This window comes from Amycolatopsis sp. NPDC052450 (assembly GCF_044547565.1).
Taxonomy (GTDB): domain Bacteria; phylum Actinomycetota; class Actinomycetes; order Mycobacteriales; family Pseudonocardiaceae; genus Amycolatopsis.
In genome coordinates, this window is record NZ_JBIUAQ010000005.1 from 146,847 (window position 1) to 164,449 (window position 17,603).

At 66.9% G+C, this 17,603-nt stretch carries 14 protein-coding genes; all 14 read right to left on the minus strand.

What is annotated here, in order from left to right; translation table 11 throughout:
* Positions 1-72: 72 nt before the first annotated feature.
* The 14 genes from ACIHAO_RS11435 to rplJ all read right to left on the minus strand — a co-directional run bounded on the left by ACIHAO_RS11435 (position 73) and on the right by rplJ (position 17,498).
* Positions 73-3,573, minus strand: coding sequence for a DNA-directed RNA polymerase subunit beta (locus ACIHAO_RS11435; RefSeq protein ID WP_125788804.1), 3,501 nt, complete (start codon positions 3,571-3,573; stop codon positions 73-75).
* Between the two features lie 992 nt (positions 3,574-4,565).
* A complete protein-coding gene (locus ACIHAO_RS11440) occupies positions 4,566-5,564 on the minus strand; it encodes a hypothetical protein (RefSeq protein ID WP_396557178.1) in 999 nt (332 codons plus the stop codon).
* 84 nt (positions 5,565-5,648) lie between these two features.
* A complete protein-coding gene (locus tag ACIHAO_RS11445) occupies positions 5,649-6,170 on the minus strand; it encodes a hypothetical protein (protein ID WP_396556868.1) in 522 nt (173 codons plus the stop codon).
* A 31-nt stretch (positions 6,171-6,201) separates the two neighbouring features.
* Positions 6,202-7,467 carry an MCE family protein gene (locus ACIHAO_RS11450; RefSeq protein WP_396556870.1) on the minus strand — a complete coding sequence of 422 codons (1,266 nt, stop codon included), beginning with the start codon at positions 7,465-7,467 and terminating at the stop codon, positions 6,202-6,204.
* Positions 7,467-8,666 carry an MCE family protein gene (locus tag ACIHAO_RS11455; protein WP_396556872.1) on the minus strand — a complete coding sequence of 400 codons (1,200 nt, stop codon included), beginning with the start codon at positions 8,664-8,666 and terminating at the stop codon, positions 7,467-7,469. The genes ACIHAO_RS11450 and ACIHAO_RS11455 overlap by 1 nt, the downstream gene beginning before the upstream one ends.
* Positions 8,666-9,844, minus strand: a complete 1,179-nt coding sequence (locus ACIHAO_RS11460; RefSeq protein ID WP_125790089.1) for an MCE family protein — start codon at positions 9,842-9,844, stop codon at positions 8,666-8,668. Before ACIHAO_RS11460 ends, ACIHAO_RS11455 begins: the two co-directional genes overlap by 1 nt.
* Positions 9,841-10,827 (minus strand): MCE family protein, encoded by a 987-nt coding sequence (locus tag ACIHAO_RS11465; RefSeq protein WP_396556874.1) that lies wholly within the window; start codon positions 10,825-10,827, stop codon positions 9,841-9,843. Before ACIHAO_RS11465 ends, ACIHAO_RS11460 begins: the two co-directional genes overlap by 4 nt.
* Positions 10,824-11,855, minus strand: coding sequence for an MCE family protein (locus tag ACIHAO_RS11470; protein WP_125788798.1), 1,032 nt, complete (start codon positions 11,853-11,855; stop codon positions 10,824-10,826). Before ACIHAO_RS11470 ends, ACIHAO_RS11465 begins: the two co-directional genes overlap by 4 nt.
* Positions 11,852-13,195 carry an MCE family protein gene (locus ACIHAO_RS11475; RefSeq protein WP_396556876.1) on the minus strand — a complete coding sequence of 448 codons (1,344 nt, stop codon included), beginning with the start codon at positions 13,193-13,195 and terminating at the stop codon, positions 11,852-11,854. Before ACIHAO_RS11475 ends, ACIHAO_RS11470 begins: the two co-directional genes overlap by 4 nt.
* A complete protein-coding gene (locus ACIHAO_RS11480) occupies positions 13,192-14,028 on the minus strand; it encodes an ABC transporter permease (protein ID WP_125790092.1) in 837 nt (278 codons plus the stop codon). Before ACIHAO_RS11480 ends, ACIHAO_RS11475 begins: the two co-directional genes overlap by 4 nt.
* Before the next feature lie 3 nt (positions 14,029-14,031).
* A complete protein-coding gene (locus ACIHAO_RS11485; RefSeq protein ID WP_125791473.1) occupies positions 14,032-14,784 on the minus strand; it encodes an ABC transporter permease in 753 nt (250 codons plus the stop codon).
* A gap of 38 nt (positions 14,785-14,822) precedes the next feature.
* The gene (locus ACIHAO_RS11490; RefSeq protein WP_396556879.1) at positions 14,823-15,992 is read right to left on the minus strand and encodes an ABC transporter ATP-binding protein; all 1,170 of its coding nucleotides are present in this window, start codon (positions 15,990-15,992) and stop codon (positions 14,823-14,825) included.
* Positions 15,993-16,511: 519 nt separating this feature from the next.
* A complete protein-coding gene (rplL, locus tag ACIHAO_RS11495) occupies positions 16,512-16,898 on the minus strand; it encodes a 50S ribosomal protein L7/L12 (RefSeq protein ID WP_396556881.1) in 387 nt (128 codons plus the stop codon).
* Positions 16,899-16,946: 48 nt separating this feature from the next.
* Complete coding sequence (gene rplJ, locus ACIHAO_RS11500; RefSeq protein WP_396556883.1) at positions 16,947-17,498, minus strand: 50S ribosomal protein L10; 552 nt, start codon at positions 17,496-17,498, stop codon at positions 16,947-16,949.
* Positions 17,499-17,603: the final 105 nt, after the last annotated feature.

Below are 17,603 nucleotides of genomic sequence, written 5' to 3' on the forward strand. Positions count from 1 at the left end.
GGGTTGAGTCGACTAGAGGGGTTGGCGGTCGAGGCGGGGCCCACGGGAGGCAGGCCCCGCCTCGGACAGCCGTCAGTGCACGACGTCGTCCACCGAGGGCGACTCGTTGCGGGACAGGTTGATGCCGAGGTTCGCCGCGGCGCGCTCGAGGTCCTCGTCGTCGGAGTCGCGCATCTCGATCGCGGCGCCGTCGCTCGACAGCACCTCGACGTTGAGGCAGAGCGACTGGAGCTCCTTCAGGAGCACCTTGAACGACTCGGGGATACCCGGCTCGGGGATGTTCTCCCCCTTGACGATGGCCTCGTACACCTTGACGCGGCCGACCACGTCGTCCGACTTGATCGTCAGGAGCTCCTGCAGGGTGTATGCGGCGCCGTACGCCTGCATCGCCCAGCACTCCATCTCGCCGAACCGCTGGCCACCGAACTGCGCCTTACCACCCAGCGGCTGCTGCGTGATCATCGAGTACGGACCGGTGGACCGGGCGTGGATCTTGTCGTCGACAAGGTGGTGCAGCTTCAGGATGTACATGTAGCCGACGGCGACCGGGTACGGGTACGGCTCGCCGGAGCGGCCGTCCAGCAGCGTGGCCTTGCCGTTCTGCTTGACCATGCGCTCACCGTCGCGGTTCGGCTTGGTGGCGCCGAGCAGACCGGTCAGCTCGTCTTCCTTGGCACCGTCGAACACCGGGGTGGCGGTGTTCGTGCCGGGGTCGACGTCGTAGAGCTCCTCGTTGAGGTTCTTCGCCCAGTCCGGGTTGCCTTCGATCTTCCAACCCTGCGAAGCCAGCCAGCCCAGGTGAAGCTCCAGGACCTGGCCGATGTTCATACGACGCGGGACACCGTGGGTGTTCAGGATGATGTCGACGGGCGTGCCGTCCTCCATGAACGGCATGTCCTCGGCGGGGAGGATCTTGCCGATGACACCCTTGTTCCCGTGGCGGCCGGCGAGCTTGTCGCCCGGCTGGATCTTCCGCTTCTGGGCCACGTAGACGCGGACCAGTTCGTTGACGCCCGGGGGCAGCTCGTCGTCGTCCTCGCGCGAGAACACGCGGATGCCGATGACCTTGCCGGTCTCGCCGTGCGGCACCTTCAGCGAGGTGTCGCGGACCTCACGGGCCTTCTCGCCGAAGATCGCGCGGAGCAGACGCTCTTCCGGGGTCAGCTCGGTCTCACCCTTGGGCGTGACCTTGCCGACCAGGATGTCGCCGTCGCGGACCTCGGCACCGATGCGGATGATGCCGCGCTCGTCGAGGTCGGCCAGGACCTCTTCGGAGACGTTCGGGATGTCCCGCGTGATCTCCTCGGCGCCCAGCTTGGTGTCGCGGGCGTCGATCTCGTGCTCCTCGATGTGGATCGACGTGAGCACGTCGTCCTGCACCAGGCGCTCCGAGAGGATGATCGCGTCCTCGTAGTTGTGGCCCTCCCACGGCATGACCGCGACGAGCAGGTTCTTGCCGAGCGCCATCTCACCGTTCTCGGTGGACGGGCCGTCGGCGATGACCTGACCCTGCTCGACCCGGTCACCCTCGTTGACGATCGGGCGGTGGTTGAAGCAGGTGCCGTGGTTCGAGCGGCGGAACTTGTACAGTCCGTAGCTCTTCCGCGTGCCGTCGTCGTGCATGATCGTGATCAGGTCGGCCGAGAGCTCCTCGACGACACCGGACTGCTCGGCGACGAGCACGTCACCGGCGTCCACCGCGGCGCGCAGCTCCACACCGGTGCCCACGTACGGCGCCTGGTTGCGGAGCAACGGCACGGCCTGACGCTGCATGTTCGCGCCCATCAGCGCGCGGTTCGCGTCGTCGTGCTCCAGGAACGGGATCATCGCCGTCGCGACCGAGACCATCTGCCGCGGCGAGACGTCCATGTAGTCCACGTCCAGCGGGTCGATCAGCTCGACCTCGCCGCCCTTCTTACGGACCAGGACGCGATCCTCGACGAAGGTGCCGTCTTCCGAGATCGGCGCGTTCGCCTGCGCCTTCACGAAGCGGTCTTCCTCGTCCGCGGTGAGGTAGTCGACCTGGTCGGTGACGCGGCCCTCGACGACCTTGCGGTACGGGGTCTCGATGAAACCGAACGGGTTGACCCGCGCGTACGAGCAGAGCGAACCGATCAGGCCGATGTTCGGGCCTTCCGGCGTCTCGATCGGGCACATGCGGCCGTAGTGCGACGGGTGGACGTCACGGACCTCCATGCCGGCGCGCTCACGCGACAGACCACCCGGGCCGAGGGCGGACAGACGACGCTTGTGCGTCAGCCCCGACAGCGGGTTGTTCTGGTCCATGAACTGCGACAGCTGCGAAGTACCGAAGAACTCCTTGATCGCCGCCACGACGGGACGGATGTTGATCAGGGTCTGCGGCGTGATCGCCTCGACGTCCTGGGTCGTCATCCGCTCGCGGACGACGCGCTCCATCCGGGACAGACCCACGCGGATCTGGTTCTGGATGAGCTCGCCGACGGTGCGGAGACGACGGTTGCCGAAGTGGTCGATGTCGTCGGTCTCGACCGGGATGACCTGGTCGCCGACGGTCGCCTTGTCCTCGCCCGCGTGCAGGCGGACCAGGTACTCGATCGTCGAGACGATGTCCTCTTCGGTCAGCGTCCCGGTGTCGTACGGCGTGGTCAGGCCGAGCTTCTTGTTGACCTTGTACCGGCCGACCTTGGCCAGGTCGTAGCGCTTCGGCTTGAAGAACAGGTTCTCCAGCAGCGTCTGCGCGCTCTCCTTGGTGGGGGGCTCGCCCGGGCGCAGCTTGCGGTAGATGTCGAGGAGGGCCTCGTCGGTGCCGGCGGTGTGGTCCTTCTCGAGGGTGGCGAGCAGCGTCTCGGAGAACGAGAAGCGCTCACGGATCGCCTCGGTGGTCCAGCCCAGCGCCTTCAGCAGCACGGTCACCGGCTGGCGGCGCTTGCGGTCGATGCGGACGCCGACGGTGTCGCGCTTGTCGACGTCGAACTCGAGCCAGGCACCCCGGCTCGGGATGACGCGGACGTTGAAGACGTCCTTGTCGGTGGTCTTGTCGACGCTGGTGTCGAAGTACACACCCGGCGAACGGACCAGCTGGGACACGACGACACGCTCGGTGCCGTTGATGACGAAGGTGCCCTTGTCGGTCATCACCGGGAAGTCGCCCATGAAGACCGTCTGGCTCTTGATCTCGCCGGTGTTGTTGTTCACGAACTCGGCGGTCACGAACAGCGGGGCCGCGTACGTCATGTCCTTGTCCTTGCACTCCTCGACGGAGGCCTTGACCTCGTCGAAGCGCGGGTCGGAGAAGGACAGCGACATGGATCCGGAGAAGTCTTCGATCGGCGAGATCTCGTTGAGGACCTCTTCCAGGCCACCGACCGGGTTTTCTTCACCTTCTTCGACGCGGCGTTCGAACCACGCCTCGTCGCCGGTGAACCATTCAAAGGACCTGATCTGCACGTCGAGCAGGTTCGGGGTGCTGAGCGGCTCGCGAATCTTTGCGAAGGAGACCCGCTTGGGGGCTCCCGGGATTCCCGTGGACTCCGAGCGAGATACAGCCGAGGTGGTCGCAGCAGTGGCCTGGTTCGCGGGAGAGACTGCCAAGATGCGTCCTTCCGGGGACAATGAGCGGTGAGCAGCCGCGTCAGCAACAGCTGATGCGGTCTGTCAAGGGTGCCGTGTGCCCACTATCCTAACTACCGGCTCCGGGCAGCCTGAAAGAGGGCAGCGCAAAGAAGCAGTCTAGCCCGAACGTCACGGTCTGTCCAGGGGGCGCTCCCGATGGGGCCCAGCCTGCTTCGCAACGTCTTCAGGTATGCCTCTCCTCGGCCTCCCCGGACCGTCCCTCCCGCAAGGGCACCGCCGGTTCTCACCGTTGCCAGTAAGCGTGACCCCACAGGGGCTCTGAGTCAAGATGCCGCGCGGTGGTCCCGCCGGTTGGCGCAGCGTCGAAGAAGCTCCGCGACGGGTGCCTCACAGGACGATCATCTTGGTTACCGCCCGGTACACGCAGGTGACGGCGTTGGGGCGTCGACCTGCGTTTAGCGGGCTAAACGCGTTCCCGCGCGGGCGGCGTTTCGGAGGGTCACCGGGTCGGGGCGGGGGTGGTTCGGCGCGCCTCAGGGCGTTTCGGGGCGTGTGGCGGTTGTGGCCGGTGGGTCGGCTGGTGCGGCGCACAGGAAGGGCGCGAGGATCGCGTTTAGGGGGCTAAACGCGACGCGTCTCGGGCGGCGGCGGAGGTGAGGGGGCGTGAGTGGCGATTCGGGCTCTGGGGAGCCTTCTCTTTGGTACCTGCGGCGCTTCTTCATGTACTCGGGGAGGGGTGAAGGGCGAGTCTCCTCGGCTGAGCCGAGGGAAGGGGGCCTTCACGCGCGGGTCTGCCTCGGCTCGGGCCGAGCTCAGTCCGGCATGACGTGAGGGGCTCCTTCCCTACTCTCAGGGTAGGGAAGGCGACCCACCCGCAGGTAGCTCCAGAGAGGCGCAGGCCGAAAGCCGTGAAGGCCTCCTTGAGGGACTCTGGGTCCCTCAAGGAGGCCTTCACGGACAGGCGGGCGCCGGGGGCGGCGGATCGCGTTTAGCGGGCTAAACGCGACGCGCTACTTGGACGGGGCCGGGGAGGCGGGGGGTGAGGCGGGCGCCGAGGAAGCGGCCGGGTTGGGCGGAGCGGCGTAGGTGTTCATCGCCGTGATCTTCCACTTGTCGCCCTGCAGTTCCGCGTTCAAGTGCAGCTGCGCGCTTCCCGCGGTGGTCTTGTTCGTGTCGGCCCGCGTCGAGCTCTGGTCGACGAACACCATCACGTCGGCCCGGTCGCCTTCCAGCCGGATGACGGCGCTACGGGTGACCTTGCAGGTCACGACCATCTTCTGCTGCGGGGCCAGCCGTTTGACCTCGCCCATCAGCAGGTTGTACTTCGCCCGCACCTCGTCGTTGACCAGCAGATCGCCGGCCGCGGTCTCGGTCTTCGCGATGTTGTTGTAGTCGTACGAGAACAGCGCCTCGGTCGCCTTCGCGACCTGGTCCTTGACCTGCGCGGTCTTCGCGACGTCCAGCAGCGCCGTGTTGTTCGTCGAGCTGGACACCTCGTCGGCTTGGATCTTGAACAGCACGGCGGTCGCGGCCAGCAGCAGTCCGACGACGACCAGCGCGCCCGCCAGAATCAGCTGACGAGAGCCTGACTTCTTCTCGCTCTCGGCGGACTCCGAAGACTCCTCAGTCTCCGACGCTTCATCGGCTTCGGTAGCGACCTCGGCCTCGGCCTCGGCCTCTTCGATGTCGTCAGGCTTCGTCTGGGCGGCCGCGCGGACCTTCGCACGCGGGCTCGGCTTCGCGACAACCTCGTCTTCGGAAGCTTCAGGCTCTTCAGGGGCCTCGACAGCGGCCACCTCAGGCTCAGCCACTTCAGGCTCAGCCACCTCAACGGCCTCAGGCATGGGCTCAGGCTCAGGTGCGGGCCTAGGCGCAGGCCGCGGCGACGGGCGGCGGACCGGTGCCGGCGCAGGCGCCGGCGTTTCGTCGACCTCGACCTCGACCTCTGAAGCAGAGCCTTCCGGAGAGGCGGGAGCAGGGGACGCTGCTGGCCGTCGCAGACCGGCCACCCGGGGGCGGCGCACCGGCGGAGTGCTGCGAGGGGGCTGGCGACGGGAGGGGGGCACTACGAGGCTCCGTTCTAGGTGACGCTCTTACTGACCGGCCGCGACGAGGGGCACGTTGTCGATCCCGGACAGCTTCCACTCATCGCCGACCCGGGTCATCGAGACCTCCAGGCGCAGCGCCTTGGAGCTCGCCTTGTCGCCCTGGGTGACCTGGGTGGAGATGGCGGCGAGGAAGCTCGCCTTGCCTTCGTGGTCGTCGAGTTCCTCGACCGCGATGTCCTGGATGGTGGTCACGACCTTGGTCTTCGCGTCGCCGAGTGCCTTGCGATAGGTCGGTTCCAGCTGCTTCAGCTGCTCCGCCATCTTGTCGTCGGAGACGGCTTTCTGGCGGTTGAAGAACTCGTCGAGGTTCTCGAAGTCGACCTCGGTGTATGCCTTGATCGCGGTGCCGCCGGCCTTGGCCACTTCGTCGCGCGAGCGCGCCAGGTCGGCGTTGTCGTCCGACGCGGCCACGGCCCACATGACACCGAAGATCGCCGCGGCGATGAAGGCGGCCAGCGCGAACGCCGCCGCCCCCAGGACGAGGGTCCGCGATCGAGAAGAACTCATGACGCTCCAGGGTAGGTATACGGTCTCGGGCTCAGCCGGGCAGGCCCAGCAGCGTGCCGAGGGTGGGCAGGCTGACCCCCGGGCTCTGCAGGACGCTCGGCATGCCCTGCGCCGCGCGCAGGCTGGCCAGTTCCTCGGCCGAGCGGCCGGCGTTCGCCGCGACGTCGCCCTGCGACGGGATCTGCGGGACCCCGTTGTACGGCACGTTCTGCGAACCGCGCACGTTGATCGGGCTGCCCTTCGGCTCGGCGCAGTACGCGTCGTCCTTCGGCGGGCGAGGCGTCGTGTCGGTGCCTTCGCGGTACTTGTCGAGGCCGATGTAGCCCTTGGTGCACGAAGGCGGGTTGAACAGGTTGAGCGCCAGGCCCAGGTGCGCGGTGCCGTCGTTGGCGACGCTGTTCGCGCCCGCGGCCAGCATCGGGTACGTCACCAGTCCCTGTTCGAGCCCGTCGAGCCGGGTCACCAGGAGGTTCGACGTCGTGAGCAGGTTCGCCGTCAGGGCGCCGAGGCCAGGGCCGGATTCGGCGAGTACCGAGCTGATCTGGTTCGCCACCTGCGGGGTGATCCCGATCAGTTTCCGGATGTCGGCGTCGGAGTTCTTCAGCGTGCCGGAGAGCTTGTCGAGGTCCGCGCTGAACGACTTCATCGAGCTCGCCATGTCGTTCTGCGTCTCGAGGACCTGCCCGCCCTTTTCCAGCAGCTGGATGGTCTGCGGCAGGTACTCCTGCGCGGTCGCGGTGAAGCTCCGCGCGGTGTCGAGCAGCCGCTGCAGGTCCGGGCCGGTGCCGTTGAAGGCGTTGTACGACTCGTCGACGACCTTGCGCAGCGAGTCGGTCGGCACCGAAGCCGCGAGGCTGTCGAGGTCGCCGATGAGCTGCTCGGTGGGCACCGGCGTCTTGACCTTGTCGGCCGGGATGACCGAACCCGAGTTCAGGAACGGTCCCTTGTCGCTCTTCGGTTTCAGGTCGACGAACTGTTCGCCGACCGCCGACCGGTTCGCGACCACGGCGTCCAGATCGGCGGGCACCTGCGGGGCGTCCGGCGCGATGTTGAGGTCGGCTTCCAGCCCGGTCTTGGTGAGCCGCAGCTCCCCGACCCTGCCGATGTTGAAGCCGCGGTAGGTGACCTCGGCGTTCTGGAAGATGCCACCGGACTGCTTGAGTTGCAGCTTCACCGTGTAGCCCTCGTCGCCGAAGACCTGGCCGAGTCCGGCGAACCGGATCAGCGCGTACACGATGGCGACCACGGAGATGATCGCGAACGCGACCAGCTGGATCTTCGTCCTACGGACCAGCATCAGCCGGCACCTCCCGACAGCACGCCGAAGATCCCGGCGGGTCCGGTCTGTTGCGGTTGCCCGCCACCCTGCGGCGCGCTCGCCTGACCACCGGCGACACCGCCGACGCTGTCCGGGATCGGCAGCGGCGGATTCGCCCCGGGACCCTCCGTCCCGCCGGTCAGCCCCGGCACCGGGATGACGTCCTGGAGCGGGTTCTGACGGCTGCGGCCGAGGTTCTTGAGGATCTCGTTCAGGTTGAGGTCGATCTTGGCGAACAGGTTGAAGTAGTCGCCCTTGACCCCGTCGTAGGCGGCGTCGCTGAACGGGAAGGTCAACAGGATCTCCAGCGCCTTGGGCAGATCCGCGCCCGCCTCGCCGAGCTTCTGCAGCGTCGGCTGCAACGCCTTGAGGTCGGCGACGAGGTCTTCCTTGCTCTTGTTCACCGTGTCGACGGCGACCCCGGAGAGGTGGTTGAGCGCGTTCAGCATGGTCACCAGCTGGCCGCGCTGCTGCTCCAGCACGCCGAGGCCGGGGCCGAGGTTGTCGACCGCGCCGACCAGCTTGTCCTTCTGGCCGTTCAGCGTGAGCGAGAGCCGGTTCAGCCCGTCGAGCGCCCGCGTGATGTTCGCGGACTGCTTGTCCAGGTTCGTGACCAGCTCGTTGGCGTTGTTCAGCAGCGCCTTGAGCTCCGGCGAGCGGCCGGCGGTGGCGTTGTTGAGTTCCTTGGTGATGGTGTTGAGCTGTTCCACCCCGCCGCCGTTGAGCAGCAGCGAGAGCGCGCCGAGCAGTTCCTCGACCTCGACGCTGCGGTTCGTGCGGGCCAGCGGGATCACGGCGTTGTCGGCGAGTTCGCCCTGTCCGTCGGCGGGTGCGGCCAGCTCGACGTACTTCTCACCGAGGAGGCTCGACTGTTTGACGTTGGCCAGCGCGTTCGCCGGCAGCTTCACGTCGCCGTTGACCCGGAGGGTGACTTCGGCGTTCCAGCCGTCCTGGGTCAGCCCGATCGCTTCGACGCGGCCGATGGCGACCTCGTTGACCTTCACCCCGGCTTGCGGCGTCAGGTCGAGAACGTCCCGGAACTGCACCTTGACCGTGTACGGGTGGTCGCCGAGTTCGGCGCCACCGGGCAGCGGGACGTCGTAGATCCCGTTGAACCCGCAGCCGCTCAACGTCAATGCCGCGATCGTGCCGACAGCCGCGAAAGCAAGTTTCTTCATCACTTCGCCGCCGTTCCGTAGAGCTGACCGGCGATGGGCAGCGGGAGCGGCGGCAGCTGGCCCGCCTGCGAGGACTGGATCACCTGCGCGATCGACGGCAACGGCACCAGCCCGTCGACCAGTCCGGCGATCCCCTTGCACGCGTCGCCCAGCGCGTCGAGCGCGTCCGGCGTCTGCTTGAGCAGGTTGCACACCATCACCAGCGGCGGCTGGGTGAGCTCGTTGAGGTTGGCCCGCGCGTCGAGCGTGCCCGACGAGGCGTTGTAGGTGTTGACCAGGTTACCGAGGCCGACCGGGGCGACGTCGAGGATCTCGGCGAGCGCGCCGCGCTGGTCCACGAGCACCTTGGTCACACTGGCCAGCTTGTCCACATTGGACTTGAGCCGGTCGCGGTTCTTCTCGATGAACCCCTGCACCGCGGTGAGCGTGTCGGACAGCTGCTTCACCGTGGCCGAGAGGTTTTCCCGCTCCCCCGCGAGGAATCCGCTGACGTCGGCGAGCTGCCGCTCGAAGTCGCGGACCTGTTTGTCGCTGTTCACCAGCGTCTGAGAGAAAGAGCCGAGGTTTTCGACCGTCTTGAACAGGTCGTCCTTGTTGCCGGACAACGTGCCCGCGGCCTGGCCGAGTTTCGTGATCGTGTCGTGCAGTGCCTGCCCGTTGCCGTCGAAGTTCTTGGCGGCGGTGTCGAGCAGGTTCGACAGCGAACCGTTCTTGTTGGCGCCGTTGGGCCCGAGCGACTTGCTGACCCGGGAGAGGCTGGCGGCGAGTTCGTCGACCTCGAGGGGGACCTCGGTGCGGTCGAGCCCGATCACGGCGCCGTCGGCGATCCGCGGGCCGCCCTTGTAGGCCGGGGCAAGCTGCACGTAGCGGTCGCTGACCAGCGACGGCGACACGATGATCGCCTTCGCGTCGGCGGGCACCGCCACCGAACGGTCGTATTCGAGTTCGACGCGGACCTGGTTGCCCATCGGCTGGATCTTGGTGACCGTGCCCATGTCGACGCCGAGCATGCGGACACTGTTGCCTTCGTAGAGGCCGACGGTGCCGGCGAAGTAGGCGGTCACGTGGTTGCGACCGGCGTCCTTGAGCGTCCACCACAGCGCGCCGGCGACGACCAGCGCGAGCACGATCGCGATGGTGAAGCCCCGCGCGAGACCGGCTGAAAGACGGGTACTCATTTCTCGTAGCACCCCTTATCGTTGATCGGGCCGAACGACGGCAGGACCAGTCCGCAGATGTAGTTGTCGAACCAGCGGCCGTTGCCGATCGTGTTCGTGAACACCCGGATGAACGGCGCGAACCGCGCGATGCCCTGGCCGAGGGCGTCCTGGTTGCGCTGCAGCATCGAGGTCAGCTGGTCGAGCTGGGTGAGCACCGGGTCGAGCTGCGCGTCGTTGTCGTCGACCAGGCCCTTGAGCTGGGTGGCGAGGGCGCGCGAGCCGTCCAGGAGGGCGGAGATCGCCTCCTTGCGGCGGGACACCTCGCCGAGCAGCTTGTTGCCGTCGGCCAGGAGCTTCTGGAACTCGGCGTCACGGTCGACGAGCGTCTGCGAGACCTGCCGCGTGTTCGCGAGCAGGCTCGACAGCTGCGAGTCACGCTTGGCGATGGTGTCCGAGAGGCGGGAAAGGCCGTTCAGGGCGCCTTTCACGTCGGCCGGGGTGTCGGCGAAGGTCTCCGTGATGACGTCGAAGCTCTTCGCGAGCTGCGTCGTGTCGATGTCGTCGACGGTCTGCGAAAGCCCGCGGAAAGCGTCGAGGACGTCGAACGGCGACGCCGTGCGCTCGCGCGGGATGGTCGAGCTCGGGTCGAGCGTGCGCTGCCCCTGCGGGTCGAGCGCCAGGTACTTCTGGCCGAGCACGGTCTTGATCTTGATCGCCGCGCTGGTCCTGTCGCCGAGCCAGGCGTCCTTGACCTTGAACGAGATCCGGACCTTGTCCCCGTCGAGCTTGATCTCGGAGACCTTGCCGACCTTCACCCCGGCGACCCGGACGTCGTTGTCCTCCTGCAGGCCCGAAGTCTCGTTGAAGTCCGCGCTGTAGGTCGTCCCGCCACCGATGACCGGCAGGTCTTCGGAGTTGAGGGCGGCGAGGAAACCGAGCAGCAGCACCGAGATGCCGACCAGCGCGATCGGGATCGGATTGCGTTTCTGGAACGACTTCATGCCGTGCACCTCGCCCGGTTCACCGGCAGCAGCGGCAGGTTGATCGGTTCGTTGATCAGCGGAGGCAGGGCGACGGCTCCCGTCATCTCACAAGCGAAGAAGTTGAACCAGGAGCCGTAGTCGGCCGTGCGGGTCAGCGCCGTCACCTTCTGCGGCAGGAACTGGATGAAGTGCTCGACGATCGGCTGGCTGTCGTTGAGGTTCTTCGTCAGCGTGCCGAGCGCGGCGATGTCCTGCTTCAGCGGCTCACGGGCTTCCCCGAGCAAGCCGGACGTCGTCTGGGCGAGGGTGCCGAGCGATTCGATGGCGTCGCCGATCGGCTCGCGGTCCGCGGCCAGCCCGGAGACCAGCTGCTGCAGTTTGACGATCAGGTCGTTCAGCTGCGGGGTGTGCGCGTTGACAGTGTCGAGCACCGAGTTCAGATTGTCGATGACCTCGCCGATCACCTTGTCCTTGTCGGAGATCGTGGTGGCCAGCGACGCGGTGTGCTTCAGCAGGCTTTCGATCGTGCCGCCCTCACCCTGCAGGACCTGGATGACCTCGTAGGACAGCTTGTTGATGTCGTCCGGGTTGAGCGCGGTGAACAGCGGTTTGAACCCGTTGAACAGCTGTGTCAGGTCGAGTGCCGGCGTGGTCCGCTCCAGCGGGATGTTGCCACCGGGCTCCAGGTTCTTCCCGGACGAGTCGGTGCCCTGCCCGAGCGAGACGTAGCGCTGGCCGACCAGGTTCCGGAACTTGATCTGCGCGGTGACCCCGGCCGGCAGCTTGCGGCCGGCGTCGACCTCGAACTCGACCTCGGCCTGGCGCCGGTCGACGATGCGGACGTCCTTGACCTGCCCCACCCTGACGCCGGCGATGCGGACGTCGTCGTTGGGCAGCAACAGGGTCGCGTCGCTGAACCGTGCCTTGTAGGCGTTGGTGCTGGTGGTGTTCACGTTGGCGATGCTGATCCCGAGGATCGTCGTGAACAGCACGGTGACGACGATGAAGGCGCAGAGCTTGATCAGCGGCGCGAGCAGACCCCTCACTGGACGTGCACCTCCGCTCCGCGATAGAGCGGACCGACGAGCAGCGAGCCCCAGCCGGGCACGTCCGAAGCGGACATGCCGACCTGCGGGGCGACCAGCTGCGCGAGGAAGTCCGATTCGGACGCGCTGTAGGACGGGCTACCGCCGGGCGCTCCGCCGCCGTTGCCGTTGTAACCGCCGTAGTTCGCGAAGCCGTTCGACGGCGAGAGACCGTCGTTCGCCGACCGCGCCGGCGGTTTGGCCGTGCTGCCGTCCTTGATCGGGCCGTCCGGCGGGTACTGCGGGAACGGGTCCGGGAACTGCTTCAGGTCGTAGCAGCGCGGGCCGCGTTTGTCCTCGAACCGCGGCTCGTCCTTGCCCGGCAGGTACGGCCCTCGGTTGACGGTGACCTCGATGGTGGCGTGCAGACCCGGCCGGTCGGTGCCCTTGCCGAGGGCCTTGTCGATCTTCGGCAGGTTCGCCGCCATCTGCCCGATCACGCACGGGTACTCCGGCGCGTACTTCGCCAGCAGCTCCGCCGTCGGGCGGGCCGTGTCGGCGAGCCGGATCAGGTTGTCGGCGTTGTTCCGCAGGAAGGTCTGGAGATCGACCGAAGCCTGGGTGACGCTGCCGTAGAGGTTCGCGAGGTTCATCTTCTGGTCCACCACGGTGCGGGTGGTGGTGCTCAGGTTGTCCAAGGTCTGCACCAGATCCGGGGCGACGGCGTTGAGGTTGTCCGAGAACTTCGCGAGTTCCTTGAGGTTCTGCTGGAGCTTGGGCTCGTGCGGGTTCAGCTCCCCGACGTAGCTGCCGAGCTGCGCGAGGGTGTCGCCGAGCTGGTCGCCGCGGCCGTTGAGCGCGGTGGAGATCGCCGAAAGCGTGCTCGACAGTTTCTGCGGCTGGACGGCCTGCAAGACCGGCATCAGATGCGCGAACGCCTGCTCCAGCTCGACAGCACTGGACGTGCGGTCCTGGGTGATCACGTCGCCCTCGGCGATCGTCTTCGACGAAGGCGCGTCCGGGATCTCCAAGGAAACGAAACGCTCACCGAACAACGTCTTCGGCAGGAATCGCGCGGAAACGTTCTGCGGGATCAGTTTCGCCGACTCCGGATTCAGCGCGAGCGTGAGTTCGGCGCCGCTCGGCGTCGCGGCGATCTCCTTCACCGAACCGACGATCAGACCGCGGACCTTCACGTCGGACTGCTTCAGCAGCTGGTTCCCGATGTTGCCCGACTGGAGCTTCACGCTCACCACGGGCGTGAACGCCCGTTGGTACAGCGCGATGCTCAGCGCCACTCCGCCGATGAGCACGGCGACAAGCAACAGACCGAGAAGCCTGCGCCGGACTGTCGCGATCATCCTGCGATCCTCACCGTGACGTCGGTTCCCCAGATCGCGAAACCGATGAAGAAGTTCATGATGGACACCGTGACGATGCTCAGCCGGACCGCCTTACCGACCGCCACGCCGACACCGGCGGGGCCACCGGTGGCCCGGTAACCGAAATAACAATGCGACAGGATGATCAAGACGCTGAACAACAGCACCTTGATGAACGAATACAGCACATCCTGTGGTGGTAGGAACAGATCGAAGTAATGGTCGTAGGTACCCGCCGACTGGTTGTAGATGTAGATAACGACCAACCGGGACGCGAGATACGAACTCAGCAGGCCGATGACGTACAGCGGGATGACCGCGACGAAACCGGCGATGATCCGCGTGGTCACCAGATACGGCAGGCTCGGGACGCCCATGACCTCGAGCGCGTCGATCTCCTCCGAGATCCGCATCGCGCCCAGCTGGGCGGTGAACCCCGCGCCGACCGTCGCCGAAAGCGCGAGGCCGGCGACCAGCGGGGCGATCTCACGCGTGTTGAAGAACGCGGTCAGGAAGCCGGTGAAGGCCGAAGTACCGATCGAGTTCAGCGCCGAATAACCCTGAAGACCGACGAGGACACCGGTGAACAGCGTCAAGCCGACCATCACGCCGACCGTGCCGCCGATGACCGCGAGCGAGCCGGAACCGAAGCTCACCTCGGCCAGCAGCCGCAGGACTTCTTTCATGTAGCGGCGAAGCGTCCTCGGCGTCCACAGCAACGCACGGCCGTAGAACGACATCTGGTCACCGAGGTTGTCCAGAGTCTGCAAAGGACGGTTGGCAACCCCCTTGGCGCGCGTAAGGAAGGTCATGCGTCAGTCCAGCTTTCCGGGCACGATCTGCAGGTAGATCAGCGTGATCACGAAGTTCACCACGAACAGCATGAGGAACGTGATGACGACCGACTGGTTCACCGCGTCCCCGACACCCTTCGGGCCACCGGACGGGTTCAGTCCCCGGTAGGCGGCGACGACCCCGGCGATGAAGCCGAAGATCAGCGCCTTCAGCTCGCCGACCCAGAGGTCCGGCAGCTGGGCCAGCGCGGAGAAGCTCGCCAGGTACGCGCCCGGTGTCCCGCCCTGGAGGACGACGTTGAAGAAGTAGCCGCCGAGCACGCCGATGACGCTGACCATGCCGTTCAGCAGGAGCGCGATCAGCATCATCGCGAGCACCCGCGGCACGATCAGCCGCTGGACCGCGGAGACACCGAGCACCTCCATGGCGTCGATCTCTTCACGGATCGTCCGCGCGCCGATGTCGGCGCAGACGGCGCTACCGCCGGCGCCCGCGACCAGCAGCGCCGTGACCAGCGGACTGGCCTGCTGCACGGTGGCGAGCACCGACCCGGCGCCCGTGTAGGACTGGGCGCCGAGCTGGCGGGCGAGCGAACCGAACTGCAGCGAGATGACCGCGCCGAACGGGATCGCGACGAGCGCCGTCGGCAGGATCGTCACACTCGCGATGAACCAGGCCTGCTGGATGAACTCCCGCAGCTGGAACGGGCGCTGGAAGATGCCACGAACGATATCGAGGCCGAGAGCGAACAGGTTCCCGGTCTCGCGCAACATGCCGATCCCGGGGATCTTCGCCGATGAAGCGGAAGAGCTCACGAGCCACCTGACCCCGGATCTTGTGGCCGCAAGCGGTGGTTGCCTGCTCTCCCGGGGTGCGGGATGTGGGCGACCTGGTCGTCGGGCAGCTGCCCCTGGTGATGGTTCGGAATCGAGCTCTCGGCCGGCACCGACCGGTGCCCGGCGGTCGCGAGGCGCTGCGGGCGGACGCCGTAGCGCTGCTGCTCCTCCGGGGAGAGCGACTCGATGATGCTCTGCTGCGCCTCGTCCGGCAGGCCGTGCAGGATCTGCATGACCCGGTCCTTACGGCGGACCGCGCCCATCCGGGTCGGAACGCCGGGCGTCGGCTGCATCTGCGGCGGCACCCCGCTGACGTCCTCGACACCGCCCGCGTGGTGACCGGCCTCGAACATCGCGCGCTCCGCGGCGAGCTGAGCCGAGTCCTTCTCCTCGCTCATGCCGATGGGGCCGTCCATCTTGCCGTTGAGGAACTGCTTGACGACCGGCTCCTCGCTGGTCAGCAGCACCTCGCGCGGACCGAACATGACCAGTTCCTTGCGGAACAGCATGCCCAGGTTGTCCGGCACGGTGCGGGCGAGGTTGATGTTGTGCGTGACGATCAGGAACGTCGCGTCGATCTGCGCGTTGACGTCCAGGAAGAGCTGGGAGATATAGGTGGTGCGGACCGGGTCGAGACCGGAGTCCGGCTCGTCGACCAGGATGATCTGCGGGTCCAGCACCAGGGCGCGGGCGAGACCGGCGCGCTTGCGCATACCACCGGAGATCTCGCCGGGCAGCTTCTTGTCGGCGCCGTTCAGACCGGTCATCTCGAGCTTCTCGAGCACGATCCGGCGAACCTCGGTCTCCGACTTCTTCGTGTGCTCCCGCAGGGGGAACGCCACGTTGTCGTAGAGGTTCATCGACCCGAACAGCGCGCCGTCCTGGAAAAGGACGCCGAAGAGCTTGCGCACCTCGTAAAGCTGGTGTTCGGAGCACGTCACGATGTCGACGCCGTTGATCATGCAACGGCCACGGTCCGGCTTGAGCAGACCGATCATCGACTTCAAGAAGACGGACTTACCGGTTCCGGACGGACCGAGCATCGCCGAAACCTCGCCCGGAGGCAGGGTCAGCGTGACGTCCCGCCAGATGGCCTGCTTACCGAAGGACTTCGAAAGACCTTCGATGACCACCTCGGCACCCATCGCACCTCCAGGAGCTGTTCCGCGTCGTCGCGCACTGCCGTCCCGTGCCACTGGCCCGAGAGGACGCATGCGTTCGCGCAGCGATACCCGCGTCAACCAGGTGCAACGAGCTGAGTGCGAACAGGTTACTCACCAGTTTTCTTTTCTGGCCAGACCCGCGGGTAACTTTTCGCGCAGTCCGCCACCGGCCCGTGCACCGCTTGCAGCACCGTAGTGCACGTCACTCCCGCCCGCAGATCCACAACCGGGCCCTGCCCAGGTCGGGGCGCTATCGCGTCGCGATTAGGGGGCTAAACGCAGGTCAGCGGGGGTGGCGCTCAGCGGCGCGCCGGATCGCGATCAGGGGGCTAAACGCGATCCGGCGCCCTGGGCGCGCTCGGGTACTTAGCGTGGCTACGCGTCGCGATCAGGGGGCTAAAGGCGCTCCGGCCCGGAGGCTGGAGACAGCGAAGGGGCGGGCATCCGTACTGGATGCCCGCCCCTTCGACGGTGCTGCGGTAGGCGCTGACGCGCCCGGGATCACTTGATGGTGATCTTGGCGCCCGCGGCCTCGAGCTTCTCCTTGGCGGCCTCGGCGGCCTCCTTGTCGACCTTCTCCAGGAGGGCCTTGGGAGCGGCCTCGACCAGCTCCTTGGCCTCCTTCAGGCCCAGACCCGAGACGACCTCACGGACGACCTTGATGACCTGGATCTTCTTCTCACCGGCGGACTCGAGGACGACGTCGAACTCGTCCTGCTCCTCGGCGGCCGGGGCGGCAGCGGCACCCGGGGCGGCAGCGACAACGGCAGCCGGGGCGGCCGCGGTGACGTCGAAGGTGGTCTCGAATTCCTTCACGAACTCGGACAGCTCAAGAAGGGTGAGCTCCTTGAAGGCGTCGATCAGCTCGGTGGTGCTCAGCTTCGCCATGGTGGCTTTCCTCTCTGAAACGAACTAAAAGTTCGGGGTGGGGGGTGTTCAGCTCTCGGCGGGTGCTTCGGCTGCTTCGGTACCGGCGTTGCGCTGCTTGTCCTCCAGCGCGGCAGCCAGGCGAGCGACCTGGGACGCCGGCGCCTGGAACAGCGCGGCGGCCTGGGACAGCTTCGCCTTGAACGCGCCCGCCGCCTTGGCGAGCAGGACCTCACGGCTGTCGAGATCGGCGATCTTGGCGATCTCGTCCACGGACAGCATCTTGCCGTCCATGTAGCCGCCCTTGATCACAAGCGCGTTGTTGTCCTTCGCGAAGTCGCGAAGCGCCTTCGCGGCGTCAACAGCTTCACCTTCGACGAAGGCGATGGCGGTCGGGCCGACGAACAGGTCTTCGAGGCCCTCGATGCCCGCGTCCGTGGCGGCACGCTTGACGAGGGTGTTCTTCGCGACCCGGTACTTGGCACTGGTGCCGAGAGCGCGGCGCAGCTGGGACAGCTGGGACACGGAGAGGCCGGTGTACTGGGTAACGACTGTGGCCGAGCTGGTGCGGAAACGCTCCGCGATCTCGGCGACGGCCGCCTCCTTGTCAGGCTTCGCCATGGTCGCCTCCTCTCTTGGCTAGTGGTCCACTGGCCTTGAGAGCCCTGAAACGACGAAACGCCCCAGCGCAGACAGGCGCGGGGCGTCAGGGCACGCGACGGGATG